General features: G+C 69.9%; 14 protein-coding genes. 10 read left to right on the forward strand and 4 right to left on the reverse strand.

Annotation, left to right across the window (positions count from 1 at the left end; all coding sequences use genetic code 11):
• Positions 1-125 precede the first annotated feature (125 nt).
• From FHR72_RS00425 to FHR72_RS00435, 3 genes are all read left to right on the forward strand, one after another.
• Complete coding sequence (locus FHR72_RS00425) at positions 126-2,357, forward strand: catalase (RefSeq protein ID WP_183465944.1); 2,232 nt, start codon at positions 126-128, stop codon at positions 2,355-2,357.
• Positions 2,358-2,555: 198 nt separating this feature from the next.
• Positions 2,556-4,010, forward strand: coding sequence for a sensor histidine kinase (locus tag FHR72_RS00430; protein WP_183465945.1), 1,455 nt, complete (start codon positions 2,556-2,558; stop codon positions 4,008-4,010).
• A 640-nt stretch (positions 4,011-4,650) separates the two neighbouring features.
• The gene (locus FHR72_RS00435) at positions 4,651-7,035 is read left to right on the forward strand and encodes a Calx-beta domain-containing protein (RefSeq protein ID WP_183465946.1); all 2,385 of its coding nucleotides are present in this window, start codon (positions 4,651-4,653) and stop codon (positions 7,033-7,035) included.
• A gap of 27 nt (positions 7,036-7,062) precedes the next feature.
• Here FHR72_RS00435 and FHR72_RS00440 read toward each other — a convergent pair whose 3' ends face one another.
• Positions 7,063-7,899 (reverse strand): glycoside hydrolase family 16 protein, encoded by an 837-nt coding sequence (locus FHR72_RS00440; RefSeq protein ID WP_183466539.1) that lies wholly within the window; start codon positions 7,897-7,899, stop codon positions 7,063-7,065.
• Positions 7,900-8,106: 207 nt separating this feature from the next.
• Between FHR72_RS00440 and FHR72_RS00445 the strand changes: the two genes are divergently transcribed.
• The gene (locus FHR72_RS00445; protein ID WP_183465947.1) at positions 8,107-10,731 is read left to right on the forward strand and encodes a helix-turn-helix transcriptional regulator; all 2,625 of its coding nucleotides are present in this window, start codon (positions 8,107-8,109) and stop codon (positions 10,729-10,731) included.
• On the opposite strand, the gene FHR72_RS00450 is transcribed toward FHR72_RS00445, so the two are convergent.
• Positions 10,719-12,200, reverse strand: a complete 1,482-nt coding sequence (locus FHR72_RS00450; protein ID WP_183465948.1) for an MFS transporter — start codon at positions 12,198-12,200, stop codon at positions 10,719-10,721. The two genes, FHR72_RS00445 and FHR72_RS00450, sit on opposite strands and share 13 nt — an antisense overlap.
• A gap of 38 nt (positions 12,201-12,238) precedes the next feature.
• A complete protein-coding gene (locus FHR72_RS00455; RefSeq protein ID WP_260155707.1) occupies positions 12,239-12,904 on the reverse strand; it encodes an MmpS family transport accessory protein in 666 nt (221 codons plus the stop codon).
• A 227-nt stretch (positions 12,905-13,131) separates the two neighbouring features.
• On the opposite strand from FHR72_RS00455, the gene FHR72_RS00460 reads away from it, so the two are divergent.
• The 4 genes from FHR72_RS00460 (at position 13,132) to FHR72_RS00475 (ending at position 19,394) form a co-directional block, all read left to right on the forward strand.
• Positions 13,132-13,359 carry a hypothetical protein gene (locus FHR72_RS00460; protein ID WP_183465949.1) on the forward strand — a complete coding sequence of 76 codons (228 nt, stop codon included), beginning with the start codon at positions 13,132-13,134 and terminating at the stop codon, positions 13,357-13,359.
• 63 nt (positions 13,360-13,422) lie between these two features.
• Positions 13,423-15,261, forward strand: coding sequence for a lipocalin family protein (locus FHR72_RS00465; protein ID WP_183465950.1), 1,839 nt, complete (start codon positions 13,423-13,425; stop codon positions 15,259-15,261).
• 75 nt (positions 15,262-15,336) lie between these two features.
• Entirely contained in the window at positions 15,337-16,557 is a 1,221-nt protein-coding gene (locus tag FHR72_RS00470; protein ID WP_183465951.1) for an esterase/lipase family protein, read from the forward strand.
• A 44-nt stretch (positions 16,558-16,601) separates the two neighbouring features.
• Positions 16,602-19,394: an ATP-binding protein gene (locus tag FHR72_RS00475; protein WP_221192877.1), complete on the forward strand. Its 2,793-nt coding sequence runs from the start codon at positions 16,602-16,604 to the stop codon at positions 19,392-19,394.
• Here FHR72_RS00475 and FHR72_RS00480 read toward each other — a convergent pair.
• Positions 19,366-20,373: a 1-aminocyclopropane-1-carboxylate deaminase gene (locus FHR72_RS00480; RefSeq protein WP_183465952.1), complete on the reverse strand. Its 1,008-nt coding sequence runs from the start codon at positions 20,371-20,373 to the stop codon at positions 19,366-19,368. The genes FHR72_RS00475 and FHR72_RS00480 overlap by 29 nt on opposite strands.
• A gap of 92 nt (positions 20,374-20,465) precedes the next feature.
• On the opposite strand from FHR72_RS00480, the gene FHR72_RS00485 reads away from it, so the two are divergent.
• Positions 20,466-21,122: a GntR family transcriptional regulator gene (locus FHR72_RS00485; protein ID WP_183465953.1), complete on the forward strand. Its 657-nt coding sequence runs from the start codon at positions 20,466-20,468 to the stop codon at positions 21,120-21,122.
• Positions 21,123-21,424: 302 nt separating this feature from the next.
• Positions 21,425-22,258: an alpha/beta fold hydrolase gene (locus FHR72_RS00490; protein ID WP_183465954.1), complete on the forward strand. Its 834-nt coding sequence runs from the start codon at positions 21,425-21,427 to the stop codon at positions 22,256-22,258.
• Positions 22,259-22,277: the final 19 nt, after the last annotated feature.

Here is a 22,277-nt window from a genome sequence, read left to right on the forward strand (position 1 = left end):
TCCCGAGCCGCCGGCCGACGAGCGGCGTTTAGGCCAAACGACTCCGGGTAAGTAGCCGGGCACGAGGGGCGAGGGGGTTGACGCGCTGCGCCCTGGATTCCGACAGCCGATCAAGAGGACACCCAATGGCGGTAGACCGCGGAGCCAAAGAGGCCATCAAGAGCGTCGTCAAGGACGCCAAGGACAAGGTCAAAGAAGCCGCCGAACGGGTGCAGCAGCACAGCCCGAGCTACATTCCCGGCGCACCCGGTCCGGAGGCGCCGTCCCTCGAGGAACCGACCGCGCCGCGCGAACCCCTCCCGCCCAAACCGGACCAGGGCGGACCCGACTTGCGCACGGCCACCGGCCTTTCCGTGGGCGGGGGCCAGACCGCGCGCGGGCAGCAGGGCGAATACCTCACCACCGCCCAAGGCGCCCGACTGTACGACACCGATCACTCCCTCAAGGCGGGCGAACGCGGCCCGACGCTGCTGCAGGACCACCACCTGCGGGAGAAGATCATGCACTTCGACCACGAGCGCATCCCGGAGCGCGCGGTGCACGCCCGCGGCGCCGCGGCGCACGGAACGTTCCGCGCCAATGGGGCGGCAGAGAAGATCTGCCAGGCCGGCTTCCTGAAGGCCGGCGCGGAAACCGATGTCTTCGTGCGCTTTTCGACGGTGCTGGGGTCGCGTGGCTCGGCCGATACGGTGCGGGACACCCGCGGCTTCGCCACCAAGTTCTACACCGACGAAGGCACGTTTGACCTCGTCGGCAACAACATCCCGGTGTTCTTCATTCAGGACGGCATCAAGTTCCCCGACGTCGTCCATGCCGCGAAACCCCATCCCGACCGCGAGATCCCGCAGGCGCAGAGCGCCCACGACACGTTCTGGGACTTCGTCTCCCTGCACACTGAAGCCCAAGCGCACACCATGTGGAACATGTCCGATCGCGGCATTCCGCGGTCCTACCGGATGATGGAGGGCTTCGGCGTCCACACCTTCCGGCTGACAGGACCAGACGGGTCGACGTCGTTGGTGAAGTTCCACTGGAAGCCACGCTTGGGTGTGCACTCGCTGGTCTGGGAAGAGGCGCAGATCGCGGCCGGGATGGATCCGGATCTGCACCGTCGTGACCTGGCCGATGCGATCGAGAAAGGCGCCTATCCCGAATGGGACCTCGGGGTTCAGGTGATGCCCGATACGCCGGACCAGATGTTCGAGGGCATCGACCTGCTCGACCCCACCAAGATCGTGCCCGAGGAACTGGTCCCGGTGCAGGTCATCGGCACCATGCAGCTCAACCGCAATCCCACCAACTTCTTCGCCGAGACCGAGCAGGTGGCGTTCCACCCGGGCCACCTGGTGCCTGGTATCGACGTCACCGACGATCCGCTGCTGCAGGCGCGGCTGTTCTCCTACCTCGATACGCAGCTCAGCCGGCTGGGCGGCCCGAACTTCGGCCAGATCCCGATCAACCGGCCGCATGCACCGGTCAACGACATGCTCCGCGACGGGTTCCACCAGCACGGTGTGCATCCGGGTGTCGCACCGTATCGGCCCAATTCGCTCGACGGCGGGTGCCCGTTCCTTGCGGGCGCGGACACCTCCGCGTTCATCGAGGTGCCCTCCGTCGTCGCGGAGTCGACGAAAGTGCGTGCCGCACCGGCCTCGTATGCCGACCACTTCAGCCAGGTGACGATGTTCTACCGCAGCTTGAGCCCGGTGGAGCAGGCTCATGTCGCCGACGCGTACACCTTCGAGCTGGGTAAGTGTTACGAGGAGGCGATCAAGGAGCGGCAGCTGGCGGCACTGGCCAACATCGACGCCGAACTCTGCGCCACCGTCGCCACGGGCCTGGGCCTGGACCCGCCGACACCCACCACCGCACCTGCCGAAGCGGCTGTGCTCACCCCGGCGGTGTCCCAGGTCGGCGGACGCTGGCCGGTGGAAGGCCGCAACATCGGCATCCTCGTCGGACCGGACTCGAATATCGGCGAGGTGGCGTCGGTGGTCGACGCGCTGGGTGCGGCGAAGCTGGTGCCGTTGGTGATCGCGCCGCACGGCGGCACCCTCGGCCACGACGGCGGCAGCGTCCCGGTGTCGCGGACCTATTCGACCGGTCGTTCCATCGAGTTCGACGCCGTCGTCGTCGCGGGATCACCCACCGGTGCCCAAGCGAAGACCCTGGTTGACGAGGTGTTCCGTCACTTCAAGGCGCTGGCCGTCCTGCCGCAGGGCGAGGACCTCCTCGCGCGGGCGGCGATCCAGACTGACGCAGAGGGCGTCCTCACCGGTTCCGATCCTGCCGCTCTGGTGACGTCCCTCATCGAGAACCTCGGCGAACACCGGGTGTGGGGCCGAACAGCCGGGTGACCTGACCGGCGACTCAGCCTGGGAACTGCGGCCTTCGAGCCCGGGGTGCGTCCGGGCATTGCCGTCCCGCCGCACCCGGTAGCCGTCGCCGATTCGATCAACGCACGTAGCGAACGGGGATACGCTGGTTTCCGAGACTCGTGGGCGCGTGGGCAGGGAGAACGTCGTCGCCGGCGCCGTCCGCAAGGGGGACATTCGATGGCAACCGGTGCCGAGGCGCAGAAGCCCTCACTGAAGAGGCTGATCTGGACCAGCCTGGGCGCGATGACCGCGGTGTTTCTCATCGTGTTGATTGCCTCGATCAGCGCGAGACTCGCCGTCGCACGCTCCTTCGCCCACTTGAACCAACACGTCATCCCCGTTCAGAACAACATCGCCGAAGCGCGCCGCGCGTATATCGACCAGGAGACCGGAGAGCGTGGCTACCTCCTCACCGGCAATCCGGTGTCCCTGGAACCGTATCGAGCCGGTGCTGCCACCGCCGAACGCGTCGTAGGAGATCTCCGCGAGGCGTTGGCCGACGACGAGACGGGGCGCGACCTGCTCGACCGAGCCTCCGCCACCGCGTCGAGGTGGACTCAGAGCATCGCTGAACCTCAGATCGCCGCACGCGGCGCGGGGCCCATCCCGCCGGATCAGCAGGCGGTGATGGATCTGGACGGAAAGGCCGTCTTCGACCAGCTGCGTCGCGATCTGCAGGAACTCGCCGACTACTCCGACGAGATGCACGCAGCCCAGATGCGGCAGATCGCCACCGTGCAACGGGTGGCGAACGCCGTCCAGATCCTCGGTGCCGCAGCGCTTCTCAGCGTGGTCCTCTGGTCGGTCCTCATGGTGCAGCGGCGCCTCACCCGGCCCGTCAACACCCTCGTCGAGACGGTCAAGACGGTCGCCGACGGCGACTACGACGAACCGATCCAACGGGAGGGGCCCCGCGAGATCGCCGCCATCGCCGAGGCCGTGGAGGAGATGCGAGACAGCCTGCGCGCCAGCACCGAGCGTCTCGTGGACAGCGAACTCCGCGACGAGCAGGCCCGCATCGCCGCAGACCTGCACGATCGCGTCATCCAACAGGTCTTCGGTCTCGGGCTGGGCCTCACCTCCGCCGCGACGCGCCGCAACCCGGATCTCGAGCCGTTCATCGACGAGACCGATGTCATCATCCGCGACCTGCGCGAGGTCGTCTTCAATCTGAACCACGCGGTCGCCAAGCCGGGTCGCTCGGCGGGCGTACGCGCGGCGGTGATCGACGTGGTGGAAAGCAGCGTGCGGGCACTCGGCTTCGTACCGTCCCTGCATTTCGAAGGGCCGGTCGACGAGATGCCGATCCAACCGGCGCTGCACGCAGCTGTCCTCGCCGTCGTGCGGGAAGCGCTCAGCAACGTCGCCCGGCACTCCGAAGCCACGGCGGCGTCGGTGAGCGTCGCGGTCACCTCGGACGAGTTGACCGTCACGGTGAGCGACAACGGCACCGGTTTGTCCGGCGACGACGTACTGGGCGACGGCCGGCGCAACATCGAGTTCCGGGCGCGACAGTTCGGCGGCCGCGCTGTGATCGACAACGCACCCGCGGGACCAGGCACGGTCGTGGAATGGGCGGTTCCGCTCGCCGGGGCTGTTCACACGAAGGGACTGGACCGCTCCCGCACCTGAGCCGGCCGGACCATTTGTTTGCTGAAAAGCCTTGTCCGTGCATGTCGGCGCGGGCCCACCCGGACGACGCGCCAGCTGACGCTCATTTCGGCTGCCACACATCGCTACGCACCGCGACGATCGCACGTTTCGCTACCTTTTGACGCAGGAGTAATTTTCTGGATTGTTCGCCGTATGCCCAGGCAGTCGCCGCAAAACACCGCGGGACGGGGCCGGCGGGGACACCTCGGGGCGGGTGACCTGTTTTGACCGGTTCGTGTTTGCCACACGGCCCGGGGAAGCTACGCTGCTCGGAGGCGAGTCAACAGGCGTGCAGGCACTTCGTTCGGCACTGTGGGTTTGACGCAGGTGGGGGACGACTATGAAATCAACTCAGCAGCACAGTGTTTCGAGCGAATCGGCAGATCGCGGACGCCCGGGGCCGCACCCTTCACGCGGTGCCGACAGCAACGGCGGGTTCCCGCAGTCGGATCGGACGCGGGTCGCGGGCATATCGCGCGGCTGTTCGCCGCACATCGGTCGGGTGGGAGCCCTCGCCGTCGCGCTGGGAATCGGTGCCGCGATCGCCTCGATGCCGGCAACCGCTTTTGCTGATACCGAGGGTTCGGACAGCTCGGCCGGTGCCGCAGTCTCGAGTTCGATGTCCTCCGAGTCGGACTCTGACGGCGCGCACGCAGGCACGTCGCAGTCCGACGCAGGCTCGGCGTCGGACCCGGGCAGCGTTGTTGCGGGTTCTGACGACACTGAGGCAGACGACGCGGACGACACCGCCGCTGAGGCCGCCGAGGAAGACGAGGTCGCCGCCGAGGACGACGCTGAAGACGCGTCCGCCGACGCGGGCGACGACAGCCGCGACTCCACCGGTCCGTCCCGCGGTGGCTCCAAGTCCCCGGGTTCGTCGTCGAAGGACGCCGGCGACGACGTCGTCTCCGAGCGCGACCCTGCACCGGACGCACCTGTCGAGGCCGACGAGCCCACCGTCGTTTCGTCGACGCCGGCGCGCGCCGAGGCCGCGTCGTCGAAGCCCACCGGCGCACCCGCCTCCGCGACCGTGACGGACGTCCCGGCGCCGGCTGCGGTGACGCCGCAGGCTCCGAAACGGGCGCCGTCGTTCCTGGCGAAGTGGTTGGGCTTGGGTGCGCAGAACTCCGGGGGCGACCCCATCGCGCCGGTCGCAGCCCCGTTGATGCTCGGCACCGCGGCCACGGGACGCCGCACCGAACTGCGCGCGACCGCGGCGGCAAGCCCTGCCGCCGATGCCGCCCCGGCTCGGTTGTTCGGCGACGGCACCGCCGAGAACCCCGATGCCGGGCTGCTGTTCGGTAACGGGTTCAGCTACGACGCGCTCACCTGCACCGGAACGACGGTCTGCCACGGCGGCAACGCCGGCCTGCTGGGTGGCTCCGCGGGCCACGGCTACAACGGCGGCAACGGCGGAGCGGCCGGTCTGTTCGGCCGCGGTGGCAACGGCGGCGACGGCCTGCCCGGCGGCAACGGCGGCAACGGCGGCAGCGGCGGCCGGATCTCCGGGGACGGCGGAGACGGGGGCGACGCCGGGATCTCGCTGCTGTCCGCCACCGCGGCGGGCACCGGCGGCGACAGCGGGTTGGTGGGGACCAAGGGCAGGACCGGCAAGGCGCCTGCGCCAATCACCGTCGGATTCCCGCGCAGCGCCACCTACGTGACCGAGGGCAACGGCGGAACGCGAGTCGAACTGGTGTCGGTGCAGTTGTCCGGCGCGTCGGCGACCGCGGTCACCGTCAACTACTCCGTGTCCAACGTCAGCGGGAACCAGTACAAGGCGACCGCCGGCCAGGACTTCGCCGCCGCCACCGGATCGGTGGTGTTCGCCCCGGGCCAGACCTCGGCCTCGATCCCGGTCACCGTCTACGGCGACACCGATTACGAGCCCGACGAGGCGGTGTTCGTCCAATTGACCAGTGCCGTAGGCGCTTTGATCGTGCGCACCGCGACCGACGGTCAACTGGCCGGCCAGAGCAACCTCGTCCTGAACAACGATGACGCTGCCAGCGGGATCGGCATGACCCTGCATCTGCGCGGTGCCGATGCGGCCACCGTCAAGCGCGAGTTCGATCTCATGGCGGCCATGAACGTCACGTGGGTCAGGATCGACATCGACTGGTCCGCGGTCGAACCGCGCCGCGGCAAGCTCCAGTGGGAGCAGACCGATCTGCTCGTCCAGGAGGCCGTGGCCCACCAGATGAACGTTCTGGTCATGCTCGGGTTCACACCGACGTGGGCGCAGTCGGCGGACGCGAAATTCCTTGCCTACCCCAGGCACAGCAGGCCCAAGGACCTGACGGCCTTCGCGAACTTCGCCACCGCCGCGGCGGCACGGTATGCACCCCTGGGGGTGCGCAGCTGGGAGATCTGGAACGAGCCGAACACGACCCTGTTCTGGCCGACGCGCCCCGATGCCACCGAGTACGGAAACCTCTTCCGCACGGCTGCCACCGCGATCCGCGCCGTCGACCCGCGCGCCACCCTTCTCATCGGTGGCCTCGGACCGGCATACGACACGCCCGGCGCCGAGATACCTCCGGCGCAGTACCTCGAGCAGCTTTACAGCAACGGGGCCGCACAGCTCGCCGACGGCATCGCCGTGCATCCGTACAGCTACCCGCACATGCCGATGGACCCGCAGCAGCGCCAGAACGGAGGGTTCGCCGACCTGCCCGAGTTGCAGGCGGTGATGGTCGCCCACGGCGACGGCAACAAGCTGATCTGGATGACCGAGTTCGGAGCGCCGACGGGGACCAGCGTGAACGCCGTCACCGAGCAGCAACAGGCCGAGCTTCTCCTGGCGGCACGTCAGCAGGTCGCGCAGTGGAACTGGGCCGGGCCGTTGATGTACTACGAGCTGGTCGACGGTGGCACGAATCCCGCGGACGGCGAGCAGAACTTCGGCGTCCTGCGCCAGGATCTCAGCCTGAAGGCCGCGGCGGTCGCGCTGATCGAGGCCGGGCCCTTCCGGCGCACCTCGACCCCGTCGACCGCGGTGTGAGGCCGTCGCCTCGCTGACGCGGTACTGCTAGCCGGCGAAGACGCGGATCCAGTCGACGCGCATCTCGGCCGGGTAGATGCCTGCCGCGGGTTCGCGCCCGCCGGATCCGCCGACAGCGATGTTGAACACCGGGACCATCGTGTAGCCGGGATCGTTGAACGGCCAGTCCTGCAGCGAGTTCGCCGGGACGGTGAAGAACGGCTCCATTCCCGGCTGGTAGTCCTTCCAGAAGTACATTCCGGAGGGCTGCCAGGTCATCCGCCAGGTGTGCCAGGCGTTGTCGACGGGGTGCCGGTTCGTCGCGAACGATGTGCCGTCCAACCGCGCGTGCACCGTGGTCCCGGAGGGCCAGTCGTTGTTGCCGTACCACTCCACCAGGTCGACTTCGCCGCCGCGGACCGGGTTGTCATTGACGAGCCAGAACGCCGGCCAGGCGCCGTCGGTCAGGCAGTCGAGCTTGACGCGCGCCTCCCACGTCGTGCCGATGCCGCCACGCCAGGTTCCCATGATCTTGGCGCTGGCGTACTTCTCCTGGATGTTGGCACCTTCCCCGCGGGTCGCGCGGATGACCAGGTTGCCGTTGCCGTCCTGGAACACGTGCTCCTGGTCGGTGACGTAGCGGCCCATGTTGTAGGGCTTGTCCCACTCGACGGGGTTCCGGATGGTCTCGCGCGCCGGCACGATGAACCACGAGGCGGGGTCGGGGGGAGCACCGGCGGGCCCGGTGAAATCGTCCTGGAACAGAATCGGCGGACCGGCCTCCATCCCTGCGGGTGACGGCTCCCCCGGCGCGATGGGGGGCTGCGCGTGCGCCTTCCCCATCGGCGCGGCAACCGCCGCGAATCCGAGACCCATCGCGAGCATCGCGGTACGACGATCAACTTCAGCCACAGCAGCACCATAATCGAGTGCTCGCCTCCTGCACGGCGTTTCCCGCGGCCCGAGCCGGGTCGGCCGACGGGCGACCGCACACCGGACTTCCGCCGAGTGCTTTGCGAAAAGTCGCCTCACCGTCGCCACCGCAGCCCTGTTCGGGTATCGCCGTCACCTCTGCCTGGCTATTCTCAGCTCGTGACGCTTCAGTCACCCCTCATCGGGAGGGATGAGGAATTCGCCGTGGCGCGCGGCTCCATTGCCGCGCCGGGCGGGGCCGGGGGCATCGTGCTCGCCGGCGCGCCCGGCGTGGGCAAGTCGCGCCTGGCTCGCGAAGTCGTCGAGCACGCCCGCGCCGCCGGGCGCCCCTGCCGCCGGCTGTACGCGACCGCCTCGGCGCGCTCGGTTCCGCTCGGGGTCTTCGCCGAGTTCGCGGCGTCCTTCGGGACGGATCCGTTGTTGCGCGTGCACGAGGTGATCACCGCATTGACCCAGGATCGGCTGGGTCTGTCCACAGTTGTCGCCGTCGACGATGCCCATCTGCTCGACGAACAGTCCGCCCTGGTCGTCCACCAGCTCGTCCACCGGCGGGCAGCCACCGTCGTGCTGACGGTGCGCACCGGCGCGCCGGCTCCCGACGCCATCGCCTCGCTGTACAGGGACTACCGCATCCCCCGCGTCGAAGTGCAGCCTCTCTCGGCACTCGACGTCGCCGAACTCGCCGAGCAGCTTCTCGGTGGCCACGTCGAAACAGCCAGCGCGCAACGCCTGTGGCGATATACCCGAGGCAACGTCCTCTATCTGCACCAGCTCGTCGACGACGAAGTGGCCCGCGGCACGTTGTTCCGGAGATCCGGTGTGTGGGTCTGGACCGGCAACCCGGACGTCTCCCCCACCCTCACCGAGCTCATCGAATCGACCGTCGGCCGTCATGACCGCGCCGTCGTCGACGTCATCGACACCGTCGCCATCGCCGACCCCCTCGAGCTCAGCGTGCTGCGATCGCTGGCACCGTCGGCCGCCATCAGCGAGGCGGAGGCGCACGGGGTGGTCACCGTCGACGCCGACGCGGGCGTCGTCCGGCTGGCGCACCCGCTCTACGGCGAGGCACGCCGCACACGCATGGGGACGCTGCAGCTGGCCGAACTGGGCCGACGTGTCTCCGACGCCATCTCCGTTGTGGACCAGACGCCGCAGCAGCTGGTGCGGCGTGCCCACCTGATCTCCTCTGCCGCGGGCCCCGAGGACGCCCGGTTGTTCACGGCGGCGGCCGAGTCGGCGCTGTATCTGATGGACCTCGACCTCGCCGTCGAGTTCGCCGCGCGTGCGACCGAATGCGAGGACAGTGTCGCCGCGCAGATCCTGTACGGATTCGCGCTCGTCACCGCAGCACGGGCCGAGGAGGGCGAGAGGGTCCTGCGCGACGCCGCCGAAGCCGGCGGATCCGCGGCGCCGTCCCCGGACAGGGCACAGATCGGTCTGTTCCGCGCGGCCAGCCTGGGATGGAACCTCGGCAGACCCGCAGAGGCGGAGATCGTCCTCGACGCCGCGCAGGCCGCCGCCGAGAACGACGACTTGGCAGCGTCTTTCGACGCGCTACGCGCCTCTCTGGCGGCCCTGCGTGGGGAGATGGGCGTCGCAGCACGCGCGGCGGCCGAGGTCCTCACGGTGCCGGACCTGCACCCAACCGCGCACATGTTCTGCGTCATGGGCCTCGCGGTCGCGCTCGGCGACCTCGGAGACCTGAAGCGGCTCGACGCGGTCACCCGCGCCGGCTACACCTACGCCGAAGCGCACCCGAGAGCGACGCACCAGCGCTTCGGACTGACCGTCATGCACATCGACGGTCTACGGCTGGCAGGCGAACTGGGGCAGATGCGCGATCACACGTCGCGCTGGCAGCAGCAGGTGGGTGACCATCCCAGCTCATCGGTGATCGGCGGGTTGATCGACGGGATGACCGGGGCCGCCCACGGAGAGCTGAAGGCGGCCCGGCGCCGGTTGAGCGAGTCCCTGGCGGCCGGCGAGCACGCCTCGTGGGCCACCGAACAGAGCGGCTACTGGCTGGCCGCCGCCCACGCCATGGCGGGCGATGCCTCCGCGGCCCGCACCGCGCTGGACGAGGTCCCCGCGAGGCTGCTCGTCGCCACCGCGCTGTGGGACCCGCTACGGCACATCGCCGGCGCCTGGACCTGCGCCGCAGAAGGAGAACTGACGTCGGCGCTGGCCACGCTCGCCGAGGCTGCAGCGCTGATGCGGGCGGCGGGGCGACCCGCGGGCGAAGTGTGGTGCCTGCAGACGGCCGCCCAGTTCGGCGACGCGCGCACCGCAGCGCGCCTGGGTGAGCTGGCGACGGCGGTCGGGGGTCCCCGAGCCGCAGCGGCTGCTGCACACGCTGCCGCGCTGGCCGGGAGCGACGGCGCGGCGCTCCTCGACGTGTCACGCAGCTACGAGAGCTTCGGCGACCGCCTCGCTGCCGCGGACGCGGCCGCCCAGGCCGCCACCGCGTTCCGGGTGGCAGGCTCGCGCGGTTCCGCGCTCACCGCGATGGCGACCGCGACCAGGCTGGCCGACCAGTGCGGCGCCGACACCCCGGCACTGCGCGCGGCCACGACGCGCGCGGTGCTGACCTCGCGGCAGCGCGAGATCGCGTCGTTGGTCGCCGCGGGTCTGTCGAACCGGGAGATCGCCGACCGGCTGCACATGTCCGTGCGCTCGGTCGAAGGCCACATCTTCCGCGCCTCGCAACGCAATGGCGTCACATCGCGCGCAGCGCTCGCCGCCCTGCTCGACCGTCGCGTCGCGTCCGCTCAACCGCGGTAACGGCTTTCGGTGGACGGATGCGCCGGCGGCGCCGCGAGCGCGCAGTGCGTGCAGTTCTCCACCGCGATCCGCTCGTCGTGCGGACGCGCCGATCCGCGGCGGATCCCCACGAGTGCCAGGGCTGCGGCGGCGACCATCAGCCCGGACGAGATCAGGACGGCCACGCGGAAACCGTCGGAGAATGCCGACGGGTCGGCGTAATCGGCGCCGCTGATGCCGGCGAGGCCTGGCAATACCGCGACGGCCAGCAGCCCACCGGCGCGGGCCAGCGCATTGTTCACCCCCGACGCGGACCCGGCCATGTTCTCCGGGGCGGAGTCCAGGACCGTCGCCGTCAGCGGCGCGACGATGAGCACCATGCCCGCACCGAAGACGAGGGCGGCCGGCGCGACGTCGAGGACCCACGACGCGTCGGGCCCGATCCGCGTCATCAGCAGCAGCCCCACCGCCGCGATCAACGGTCCGACCGTCATCGGCACCCGCGGCCCGATCCGGCCGGCCAGGGCCCCGGCGCGGGCCGAGAACATCAGCATCACCGCCGTGAACGGAAGCAGGCTGGTGCCCGCCGCGAGCGGACTGAAGCCCGCGACGATCTGCAGCTGCAGCACCAGCAGCAGGAACACCGCACCCAGTGCGCCGTAGATGAGCAGCGTCATCGCGTTGGCGACGCTGAACACTCTGTCGGCGAACAACTTCGGCGACACGAGGGGATGCCGCGAACACCGCTCGACGACGACGAAGGCTACCAGCGCGAACAGGCCCGCGACAATCGAGGCCAGCGCAGCCGGTGTGGCGCCCGCCGCGCCCAACGCGGTCAGGCCGTGGGTGAGGGCGCCGAGCCCGACGACCGTCAGCGCGGCACCGGACAGGTCGAGGCCCTTGGGCGACGACGGGTCGCGGCTTTCCGGGACGCGCAGGACGGTCACCGCGACGACCACGGCGGCCAGCGGCAGGTTGACGAGAAACACTGCGCGCCAGTTCCATTCGACAAGGAACCCGCCGAGGAACGGGCCTATCGCACCGGCGATCCCGCCCAGGCCCGACCATGCGCCGATCGCGGCGGCCCGGTCTTCGCGGTCGAAGGAGGCCGAGATCAACGCCAGGCTTCCCGGTGTGAGCAACGCCCCGCCCACACCCTGTAACGCCCGCGCCACGACGAGGAACTCGGTCGTCGGTGCGAGGCCGCAGGCCGCGGAGGCCAGCGCGAACCAGATGACCCCGATGAGGAACACCCGGCGGCGACCGAAGTGGTCGCCGAGTGAGCCGCCGAGCAGGATGAGCGAGGCCAACGTCAGGGTGTAGGCGTTGACGATCCACTGCAGGCTGCTGAACCCTGCTCCGAGGTCGGCGGCGATGTGGGGCAGCGCGACGTTGACGACGGTGCCGTCGACCATCACGATTCCCGAACCGAGCACCGTGGCGAGCAGGATCCAGCGACCGGCCGCCGTACCCATCTTCGTCCCGGCCATCCGGCCACCCTAGCTGCGGCGGATGGCGGGCGGCCCGCTTACGGGGTCCAGATGCAGTGCGCCGATCCGCCGACGGGTTGTTCGGCGACGACCTTGCCGTCGAGGATGATGCGGCAGCCGGGTCCGGGGGCGTCCCGTCCGGTGGCGACCACCTGCAGCATCTGGATGTCGGCGGGTACCTGGGTCAGGGTGCGGACCCACGGCAGCCGGGTGTGATCCGCGACTGCGGCCGTCGGCGGATCGGTGACGATGTTGAACACCTCGCCCGACCCGGTGACCTCGAACGTGACGCCGCGCGCCCCGCTGCCCTGCCCCGGCTGGTTACGCTGGTAATTGCCCTGCGCCGCGGCGTTGGCGGTCCAATTCTCCTGCCGGATAGCAGGAGTCACGCAGACGGTGTCCCCGTCGAAGGCCTCGCGCCACACGAATCCCTGCGCACAGGACTGCGGACCGTACGCGCCGTTCGGATCCTTGTTCGCGCCAGGGTTGGCGTTCTCCTGCGCGGTGCGCGCGCGGAATGCGGGGGTCACGCAGACGGTGTCGCCGGACCGCGCCTCGCGCCAGACCAGGCCCTGGATGCAGGTGTCCGGTCCGTACGGGAGCCCCGGGTCGGCGGTCGCCGGCGCAGGCAGGACTGCCGCCATCGAGGCAGCGGCGATGCCGAGCGCCTTGAGCGGTGTCGGGATGGAGGATGTGGTCGCCATGTCTGATCCTTGTCTCGGGTGGGTGGTTTCGGGCCCCGTGCGGGCCCGTGAACCGGGTCCGCGCGTGAGCTGAGACGAAGCTATGCGCGGGCGAAGTCGGGCAACCGCGTAGTGGACTACCTGTCTTTCGGCGCGCGCGGACGCCCGGCTACGGAGTAGGCGCCGTACCGGAATTGGGGTAGTGGACTACCCGCGCCCGGTGCCGAGCCAGGCGGGACCGTGGCGTGATGGCCTCGCCCCGACGGGATCGTGACGACGCGCTGGACCGGTTGCCTCTGCCGTACTCCGTGGCGTTGCGGCTGCGCGCCGCCGGCGTGGAGGACGCCGTCATCGCGGAGTGCATAGGCGTGGAACCCGAAGGGTTGCAACCACTCCTGGCCATCGCTCACGCCAAGCTGGCCGCCGCCGGCTACGCCGGAGAGCCGACGAGCGGGGGTCCCCGGCCCCAGAAATGACAGGACGCTGACGATCGCGACAAAACTCTCGGCCGTCCGCCTCGTCGGGGTTACATTCCGCTCGTGACGTCGACACGGTGGGCTCTGTGGTTGGGAATGTTCGGCGCGGGTGCCTGCATCGCGCTCGGGACCGCCGGCACCGCGGCGGCCGACACGGGAAACTCCGACGGTTCGGAGGGCAGCGATCCGTCCAGTCAGTCGTCAGGATCGAATTCGACTGCACCACAGAGTGAATCCTCGGTCCGGTCGGAGGACGGCGCCGAGACTGACACCGAGACCGACTCCGAGACCGACGTCGAACCCGAGACCCAGACCGAGACCGACTCCGCACCAGAACCGGAACCCGAAGCCGCGCCGGAGCCAGAATCCGAACCCGCGCCGGAACTCCAGGCCGAACCCGAACCCGAAACCGAACCCGCCGGCGACTCCGAATCCTCTGTCGCGCAGGACGATCAACCCGAGTCGGCGCCCGCGGCACCGCCTTCCGTCGAGAACGAGCCTTCGGCGCAGTTCTCCCCCGCCGCGGCGCAGGCGATCCCGCCCGGCGTGACCGGCGTCAAGACCAGCCGGGCACCGTTGACGATCCCCGTGGGACCCAAGGGTTACGCCACTCGCGCCGACTGGTATCTGCCGACCCAGTCGGACGGTTCGGTCACAGCCACCGGCGTCATCTGGCTGCAGCACGGCTTCCTCGGCAGCAAGGCGTCGATGTCGAAGCTGGCCCGGACGCTGTCCCAGCAGACCAACAGCATCGTGGTGGCGCCCAACATCTCGTCGTTCCCGCTGGCCTGCTCCAGCTGCTGGATCAACGGGGTGCCGATGCAGCAGGCGGTCGCGACGATGTTCCTCGGCGACCGGACGTCGCTGGCCCTCAGCGCCCAGACCGCGGGGTACCTCGGCGCCCTGCCCGAGGACTTCGTGATGTCCGGGCACTCCGCCGGTGGCGGCTTCGCCTCCGCGGTGGGCGGGTACTACGCCGGTGACCCCAGCAGCGACGGCGACCTGCGTGGCGTCGTGATGTTCGACGGCTTCTCGTTCAGCGGCGTCGTGCCGAAAGCGCTGGAGAGCCTGAGCAATCCGTACATTCCCGTGTATCAGATCGCGGCGCCCCCGCAGCCCTGGAACTCGTCGGGCGCCACCACGAAGGAACTGGTCGCGGCCCGTCCCGGACAGTTCGTGGGCGTCACCCTGGCCGGCGGCTCCCACGTCGACTCCCTCATCGGCGGCAGCCCGATCTTCGACTTCGTCGCTCAGCTCGCGACGGGATTCTCGCCGAGTGGCAACACCGACGCCGTCTACACCCTCGCGACCGGCTGGATCAACGACCTCTACCTGGGCCTGGGCCCGGCCGACGGCGCAGGTGTCTACGGCAGCCCCGACCAGTACCTCGTCCTCGGCGATGCCGCCGGAGTCGTGCTGGCGCCGGCCCCGGTGGTGGACCTCGACCGCTATCTCGGCACCTGGTACGAGGTGGGCAGCGTCAAGCAGTTCTTCTCGATCGGGCTGGTCAACACGAAAGCGGAGTACACCCTCAACCCGGACGGTTCGGTGCGCGTCGAGAACACCGGCAACTACTTCGTGAACAACGGGCCCGAATCGACGATCGTCGGATCGGCGTTGCCGGTCGACCCCGCCAACAACAAGCTCACCGTGCGGTTCTTCGGCCCGCCGTCGGCCGACCCGCCGGGCAACTACTGGATCGTCGATCTGGACGCCGACTACCAGTGGGCCGTCGTCACGGACTCGACCGGCCGCAGCGGATTCCTGCTCACCCGCGACGCCACCGTCTCGGCCGACTTCTATCAGGAACTCCTGGACCGCGCCTCGGTCAACGGGGTGAAGGGACGCATCACCCCGACCCCACAACCCGCCGCAGCGCAGGAGACCACCACGTCGGTGTGACCCCGGCGACGGATTGGCCGGCCCCGATCCGGGTTATTCTCGGAGAACAGTTGTTCACTAAATCGGAGCTAAGCGATGCGTACAGCCGACATGCAGGCCCTCGGTGATGTTGCCGCCGAGGGTCTCACCGTGCTCAACAACCTGGTCCGCGGGGTTCACCGCGGTATCGCCCACCGGGTGTTCACCTCCATCGGCCCCAGCGCCAGACCCGTGGAGGTGGTCCACGACGCGATCGCCGGCGCGGTGTACAACGCGCTGGGCGCCGCCGGACACCGGGTCCCGCCGGCGCTGAGCACGTGGGCCGCGTCCGGTCTGGCCTTCGACGACGACCCGGCGCTCGACGAACAGCCCGGGCTCGCCGAGGCCATCGCGGCGCTCAACGGCATCTACGGCGACGAGCTCGCCGATCGCGACAGTCCGCTGGCCGCGCCGATGTCGCTGCGCGTGGCGGGACGGCCCATCTCGCTGACCACCGAGGCGATCGGTGCCGCCTACCCGCGGCCGACGGACGCGCTGGTGGTGTTCGTGCACGGGCTCTGTCAGACCGAGTCGTCCTGGCAGCGCCCTCCGCGCCCCGTCGCCGAACCCGACGCGCGCTCGTACGGCGAGCGCCTGCACGAGGATCTCGGCTTCACCCCGATCGACATCCGGTACAACACCGGTCTGCACATCTCGACGAACGGCCGCCACCTCGACGAGCTCCTGACCCGCCTGGTGGAGATCTGGCCGGTGCCCGTCCGGCGTATCGCGCTGATCGGCCATTCGATGGGCGGCCTGGTCGTGCGCAGCGCGTGTCACTACGGCCACGACCGGAACCGCCGCTGGGCGCGCGCCACCCGCCAGGTCATCTGCCTCGGGTCGCCGCACATGGGCGCGGACCTGGAGAAGGGCGTCAACGTTGCGACGTGGGCGATGGCGAAGTTCGGCGAGACGAGGGCGGTCGCCGAGTTGCTGAACCTGCGCAGTGACGGCATCAAGGACCTGCGCTTCGGGGCGCTTCTCGACGACGACTGGGCTGAGGCCGATCCCGACGAGTTCCTACGGGACCGGTGCCGCGAAGTCCCCTTCCTGCCCACGGCCACCTACCACTTCGTGGCCACGTCGGCCGCTCCGGCTCTCCTCGGCGCGGTGCTGGGGGATCATCTGGTGCGCCCGTCGAGCGCCGCCGGGCAGGGCCGTCGCCGACGACTCCCGTTCGCCGAGGACGCCGGTCTGACGATGACGGGGCTGCACCACTTCGACCTGCTCAACCACCCCGAGATCTACGCCAAGCTCCGGCAATGGCTGGGCGCTTGACAGAACGCGCACTCCGATATGCAATATATTGCAGACTGTGAGGGGTGCGTGTCGGGATGTCGGAACTGTTCGGTCGCACGGTCGAGCTCGCCCGGATCGCCCGCTTCCTGACCGTCGCCCAGCGGACCGGTGATTCGCGGTGGATCCGCGGGGAGCCGGGCGCCGGGAAATCCGCCCTGCTCTCGGCGGCCGCGCAGCACGCCGAGGCCCTCGGAATGCAGGTGCTGCGCGCGTCGGGCTCGGAGTTCGAGGCCGACGTCAGCTACGCCGGGCTCAATCAGCTCCTTCTGCCACTGCGTGGGCACCTGGGCCTGCTGCCGCCCGGGCTCCAGGAGGCGCTGACGGTGGCGCTGGGATTCGGCCCGGGTCCGCCACCCGGGCCACTGCTGGTCTGCAATGCCGCGCTGTCGCTGGTCACCTCTGCCGCCCAACAGACACCCCTGCTTCTGCTCATCGACGACCTGCAGTGGGTCGATCGAGCCAGCGCGGTGGTGCTCGGCTTCGTCGCCCGGCGGGTGACCGGTCACCCCCTCGGCGTGGTCATGGCCTGCCGGACAGGCGGAGAGTTCTTTCCTGACGGCCGTGGGCTGACCGAGCAGCTCCTCGAGCCGCTCGACCGGGAGGCCTCGGAGCAGCTGATCGACTCGCGGTTTCCCCATCTGCCACCGCGGACCCGGCAGCGCGTCCTGGATCTGGCGCACGGAAATCCGTTGGCTCTCGTGGAACTTCCGGAATCACTCGCCGATTCCCCGCCGCGCAGGGCCGACGAACCCGACGTGGTGCCTCTCGGCGACCGTCTCCCGGCCCTCTACGCGTCGCGGATCACGGCTCTGCCCGAGGCAACGCGCCGACTGATGCTCGTCGCCGCCTTCGACGGCAACGGCGATGTCCGGGCGCTTCGCGCCGCCGCCGGCCGACAGGCGGGTCTGCTCGACCTCGCGCCCGCCGAGCGAGCTCAGCTGATCGACGTCGACGACGCCGCGGGACGGATCGCGTTCCGGCACCCGTTGATCCGTTCCACGATCGTCGCCCTGTCCACGCATGAGGAGCGTCGCCACGCCCACCTCGTCCTGGCCGACTCCCCGGGCGGTGACGACGACCGGCGCACGTGGCATCTGGCCGCCTCGGCGGTGGGACCGGACGAGGAGGCCGCCGGTCTGCTCGACGGGGTGGCGCGCAGGACCCTGCTGCGCGGCGATGCGCTCGGCGCCGTCTCCGCCCTTGCCCGCGCCGCCGATCTCAGCGCCACGACCGGGGCCCGCGGACGTCGGCTGGCGCAGGCGGCCTACATCGGTGCGGCGTCCGCCGGCAGCATCGGCGACCCCGAAGCCCTCCTGGCCCGGGCCCGCCGGGCGGATCCCGACCCGAGCGGATCCCTGAACGCGGCGAATGCGGCCGCGTTCCTGATGCTCAACGCCGACGGCGACATCGACACCGCGCACCGACTTCTCGTCGACGCCATCGAGACCACCGACCACGGGTACCGGGCCGACGACTCCGCGCTGACCGAGGCGATGCACACCCTGCTCCTGCTCTCCTGGTATGCCTGCACGCCCGCGCACTGGGAGCCGTTCTTCCGCGCGTTGCGGAAGCTGACGCCGGCGCCGTCGGACGTTCTGGCGCTGGCCGCCAGAACATTCGCCGACCCGGTACGGACAGGCGCCGCCGCAGCAACCGATCTCGATCGCGTCCTCGCGACGCTCCCGGGTGAGGACGACCCGTCGCGAATCGTGCGGATCGGCGCGGCGTCGGTGTACCTGGACCGTCTGGCGGACACGCGGGAAGCCCACTGGCGGGTGGTCCACCAGGGGCGCGCGGGTGGCTCGCCGCGCGGGCACATCGGTGCGCTGATGCACCTGTGCCTCGACGGCTACCTGACCGGACGGTGGGACGATGTCGAGGAACTCGCGCATGAAGGTCACGCCCTCTGCCTCACAACGGGTTTCACTTTCTTCTCGTGGTACTTCCACTACAACAGGGCGCTGACCGCAGCGGGCCGGGGCCGCGCCGACGAGGCCTCGGCACTCGCCGACGAGATCACCCACTGGGCGAAGCCCCGCGGTGTCACCAGTGTCCTGCTCTACGCCCACCATCTTCGGGCCCTGGCCGCGCAGGCCACCGGTGACTTCGACGCGGCGTTCCGCCATGCCGTGGCCGTGAGCCCCCCCGGGGTCCTCAGTCCGTATGTGCCGCAGTGCACCTGGGCGATGTTCGACCTTGTGGAGTCCGCGCTGAGGACCGGACGCGCCGAGGCCGCCCGGGCGCACCTGGCGGCGATGCGGGAAGCGGACGTCGCAGCGCTGTCACCACGGATGGCACTGATCCACCGGGGGGTGGAGGCCCTGGTTCTCGATGACGAGGCGGCCGATGCCCGGCTGGAGGAACTCCTGGCTTGCCCGTCCACCGACCGGTGGCTGTTCGACATCTCCCGCATCCGGCTCGCCCACGCGGAGAACCTGCGCCGCCGCAAGGTCGCCGACCGGCCACGGCGGCATCTGCTCGACGCCCGGGACGGGTTCGCTGCGCTCGGTGCACAGCCGTGGCTGTCGCGCACTCAGCAGGAATTGCGCGCCAACGGATTCCGATCAGAGGATGAACCTCCCGCAGCCCCGGTCGCGCTCACGGCCCAGGAACTGGAGATCGCGCATCTCGCGGCCAGCGGTCTGACCAACCGCCAGATCGCCGAGCGTCTGTACCTGTCGCACCGCACCGTGGGTGCACACCTGTACCGGGTCTTTCCGAAGCTCGGCGTCTCCTCGCGAGCCGGGCTGCGCGACGCGCTGGCACCGGCCCCCACGGCCCGGCTGGTTACCCGAACGCACCCGCGTAGGCGTTGAGTGCCGGCTGCCCCCCGAGGTGGGCATAGAGCACTGTCGAATCGGAAGTGATGTCCCCGCGTCGAACGAGGTCGATCAGGCCGGCCATCGACTTGCCCTCGTAGACAGGGTCGATGATCATCCCCTCCAGCCGGGCGGTGAGCCGGATCGCGTCGATCGTGGAGTGCACCGGAATGCCGTACAGGTCACCCGCCCAGCCCTCGAGCACCGTGATCTCGTCGTCCTCCAGCGGTCTTCCCACGTCGATGAGCTCGGCCGTGCGCCGGGCGATGCGTGCCACCTGCTCACGCGTCCGCTCGATCGTCGCCGACGCGTCGATGCCGAGCACCCGGCGCGGCCGGTCCTGCCCCGCGAACCCCGCGATCATGCCCGCATGCGTGGAGCCGGTGACGGTACAGACGACGATCGTGTCGAAGAAGACGCCGAGCTCCTGCTCCTGCCGGGCGACCTCGCCGGCCCAGTTCGCGAAACCGAGTCCGCCGAGCGGGTGTTCGGACGCACCGGCGGGGATGCCGTAGGGGACGCCGCCCGACGCTCGCACCTCGTCGAGTGCCGCCTGCCAGGAGTCCCTGATGCCGATGTCGAATCCGCTGGGGTCCAGCCGCACGTCGGCACCCATGATCCTGGACAGCAGGATGTTGCCGACCTTGTCGTTGACGACATCGGGCCAGTCCACCCAGCGTTCCTGCACGAGCAGGGCCTTCATGCCCAGAAGGGCTGCCACCGCCGCCACCTGCCGGGTGTGATTGGACTGGTAGCCGCCGATCGAGACGAGCGTGTCGGCACCCTGGGCCAGCGCATCGGGAACGATGTACTCCAGCTTGCGCATCTTGTTGCCGCCGTGGGCAATTCCGGAGTTGCAGTCCTCCCGCTTGGCCCAGATGCGCGGCCCACCGAGGTGTTCGCTCAGGCGATGCAGCGGATGCACCGGGCTGGGGCCGAACAGCAGCGGGTAGCGGTCGAAATCGGCGAGGGACATGTCGTTCTCCTGAGGTGAGGGGCGAGCGGGTTCTCGCGTGTCGCCTGCCGGGTCGGCGCGTGCACGGCGAACCCGGCGGTGCATGATGGGGTATGCCGGTTCCCACCGCCAGTTCCACCGAAGGTCGGCAGTTGCTGCGCGACAGCGTCTTTGTACGGATCCGCGACGCGATCATCGACGGGACCCTGGAACCGGGCGAGCGGTTGGTCGACGCCGAGCTCAGTGGCTGGCTCGGCGTGAGCCGGACACCGATCCGCGAGGCCCTGGCCCGCCTCGACGCGGCCGGTCTGGTCGAAACGAAGCCGGGTCGCTACACGATCGTCAGCCCCATCGATCCACGCACCCTCGCGGACGCGCAGGCGGTGACGGCGGCGATGAACGAACTCGCGGTGCGCACGGCGGTGCCGCTCCTCACCGACGACGACCTCGCCGGCATGCGTGCCGCCAACGATGCCTTCGCCGATGCCCTGCGCCACGGCGACGTGGCCGCCGCCGTCGCCGCCGACGACACGTTTCACCGGATCCCGGTCGACCGTGCCGGAAACGACGCGGTGCGTGCCGTGCTCGACCAGTACACGCCGGTACTCCGGCGCGTCGAACGAATCCGGTTCGGGTCCCTGAGCGGACGTGACTCGGTGGCCCAGCACGCCAGGATCATCGAGTTCGCGCAGGCGGGCGACGCCGACTCCGCCGCAACGGAGACCCGGCTGAACTGGCTGACACTGGACCCGCACACCTCCCAGCTCTGACCTGGCGCTCAATCCTGCTGTCGGGCAGGCCATTTCGACGATACTCAGCGTGACTCCAGCTTATCGTCGCCCCCGACTCAGTGTCCAATATGCAATATATCGCAGCAGTCGGCCGACTGGCAATGTGCGGGGCCTACGCAGTCGAATGACTGCATCGCGCTGCATCCCCGAACCGCCGAGCGACAGTCGAATGACTGATTCCCCGCACCTCTGACGACGCCAGAGTGGACGACGCGGTCCGAGAACGCAGCCTGATGGCCGTGCCTCCCGCAGTTCCCGTCCACGAAAGATCAGGAAGATCAATGCCATTCACCGGTATCCTCGCCAAAGTCGTCGCCGGCGCGACCCTGGCCACGCTGGCCGCCGGCTGCGGCGGCGCCGCCGCAGATCCGCAGAGCCCGTCCGCGCCCCGGGATACCGCGGGCCTGCCCACCGTGGTGCTGGTCCACGGCGCGTTCGCAGATTCGTCCAGCTGGAACGGCGTGGTGGCAGGCCTGCAGCGCGACGGCTATCCCGTTCTCGCCGTCGCGAATCCGCTACGCGGCCTGCACAGCGACGCCGAGTACGTCGGCAGCGTGCTCGACAGCGTGTCAGGTCCGGTGGTGCTCGCGGGCCACTCCTACGGCGGATCGGTGATGAGTCAGGCCGCAGTCGGTCGCCCGAACGTGAAGGCCCTGGTGTTCATCGCGAGCTTCCTCCTGGAACCGGGCGAGAGCACGTCGCAGCTCGCGGCCAAGTTCCCCGGCGCCCAGCTCGGACCCGCCCTCGAACCTGCGCCCTTCCCCCTCCCCGGCGGCGGCACGGGCAACGACCTCTACATCAAGCAGGCGGAGTTCCGTCGCGTGTTCGCCGCGGACGTCGCTCCGGAGACCACCGCCCTGATGGCCGCCACGCAGCGACCCATCGCCGAGTCGGCGCTCAACGAGCCGGCGACCGCGGCCGCGTGGAAGACCATTCCGTCCTGGAACCTCGTCACCACCCAGGACCTCGCGATTCCCGCCGAGTCCATGCGCTTCATGAGCACCCGCGCCCACTCCCACACGGTCGAGGTCGACGCGTCGCATGCCGTCACGGTCTCCGCGCCGGGAGCCGTCGCCGACCTGATCGCCGAGGCCGCACGAGCGACCGCCGCATAGGACCCCACCACCCCCCGAC

It is taken from the genome of Mycolicibacterium iranicum, assembly GCF_014190915.1.
Taxonomy (GTDB): domain Bacteria; phylum Actinomycetota; class Actinomycetes; order Mycobacteriales; family Mycobacteriaceae; genus Mycobacterium; species Mycobacterium iranicum_B.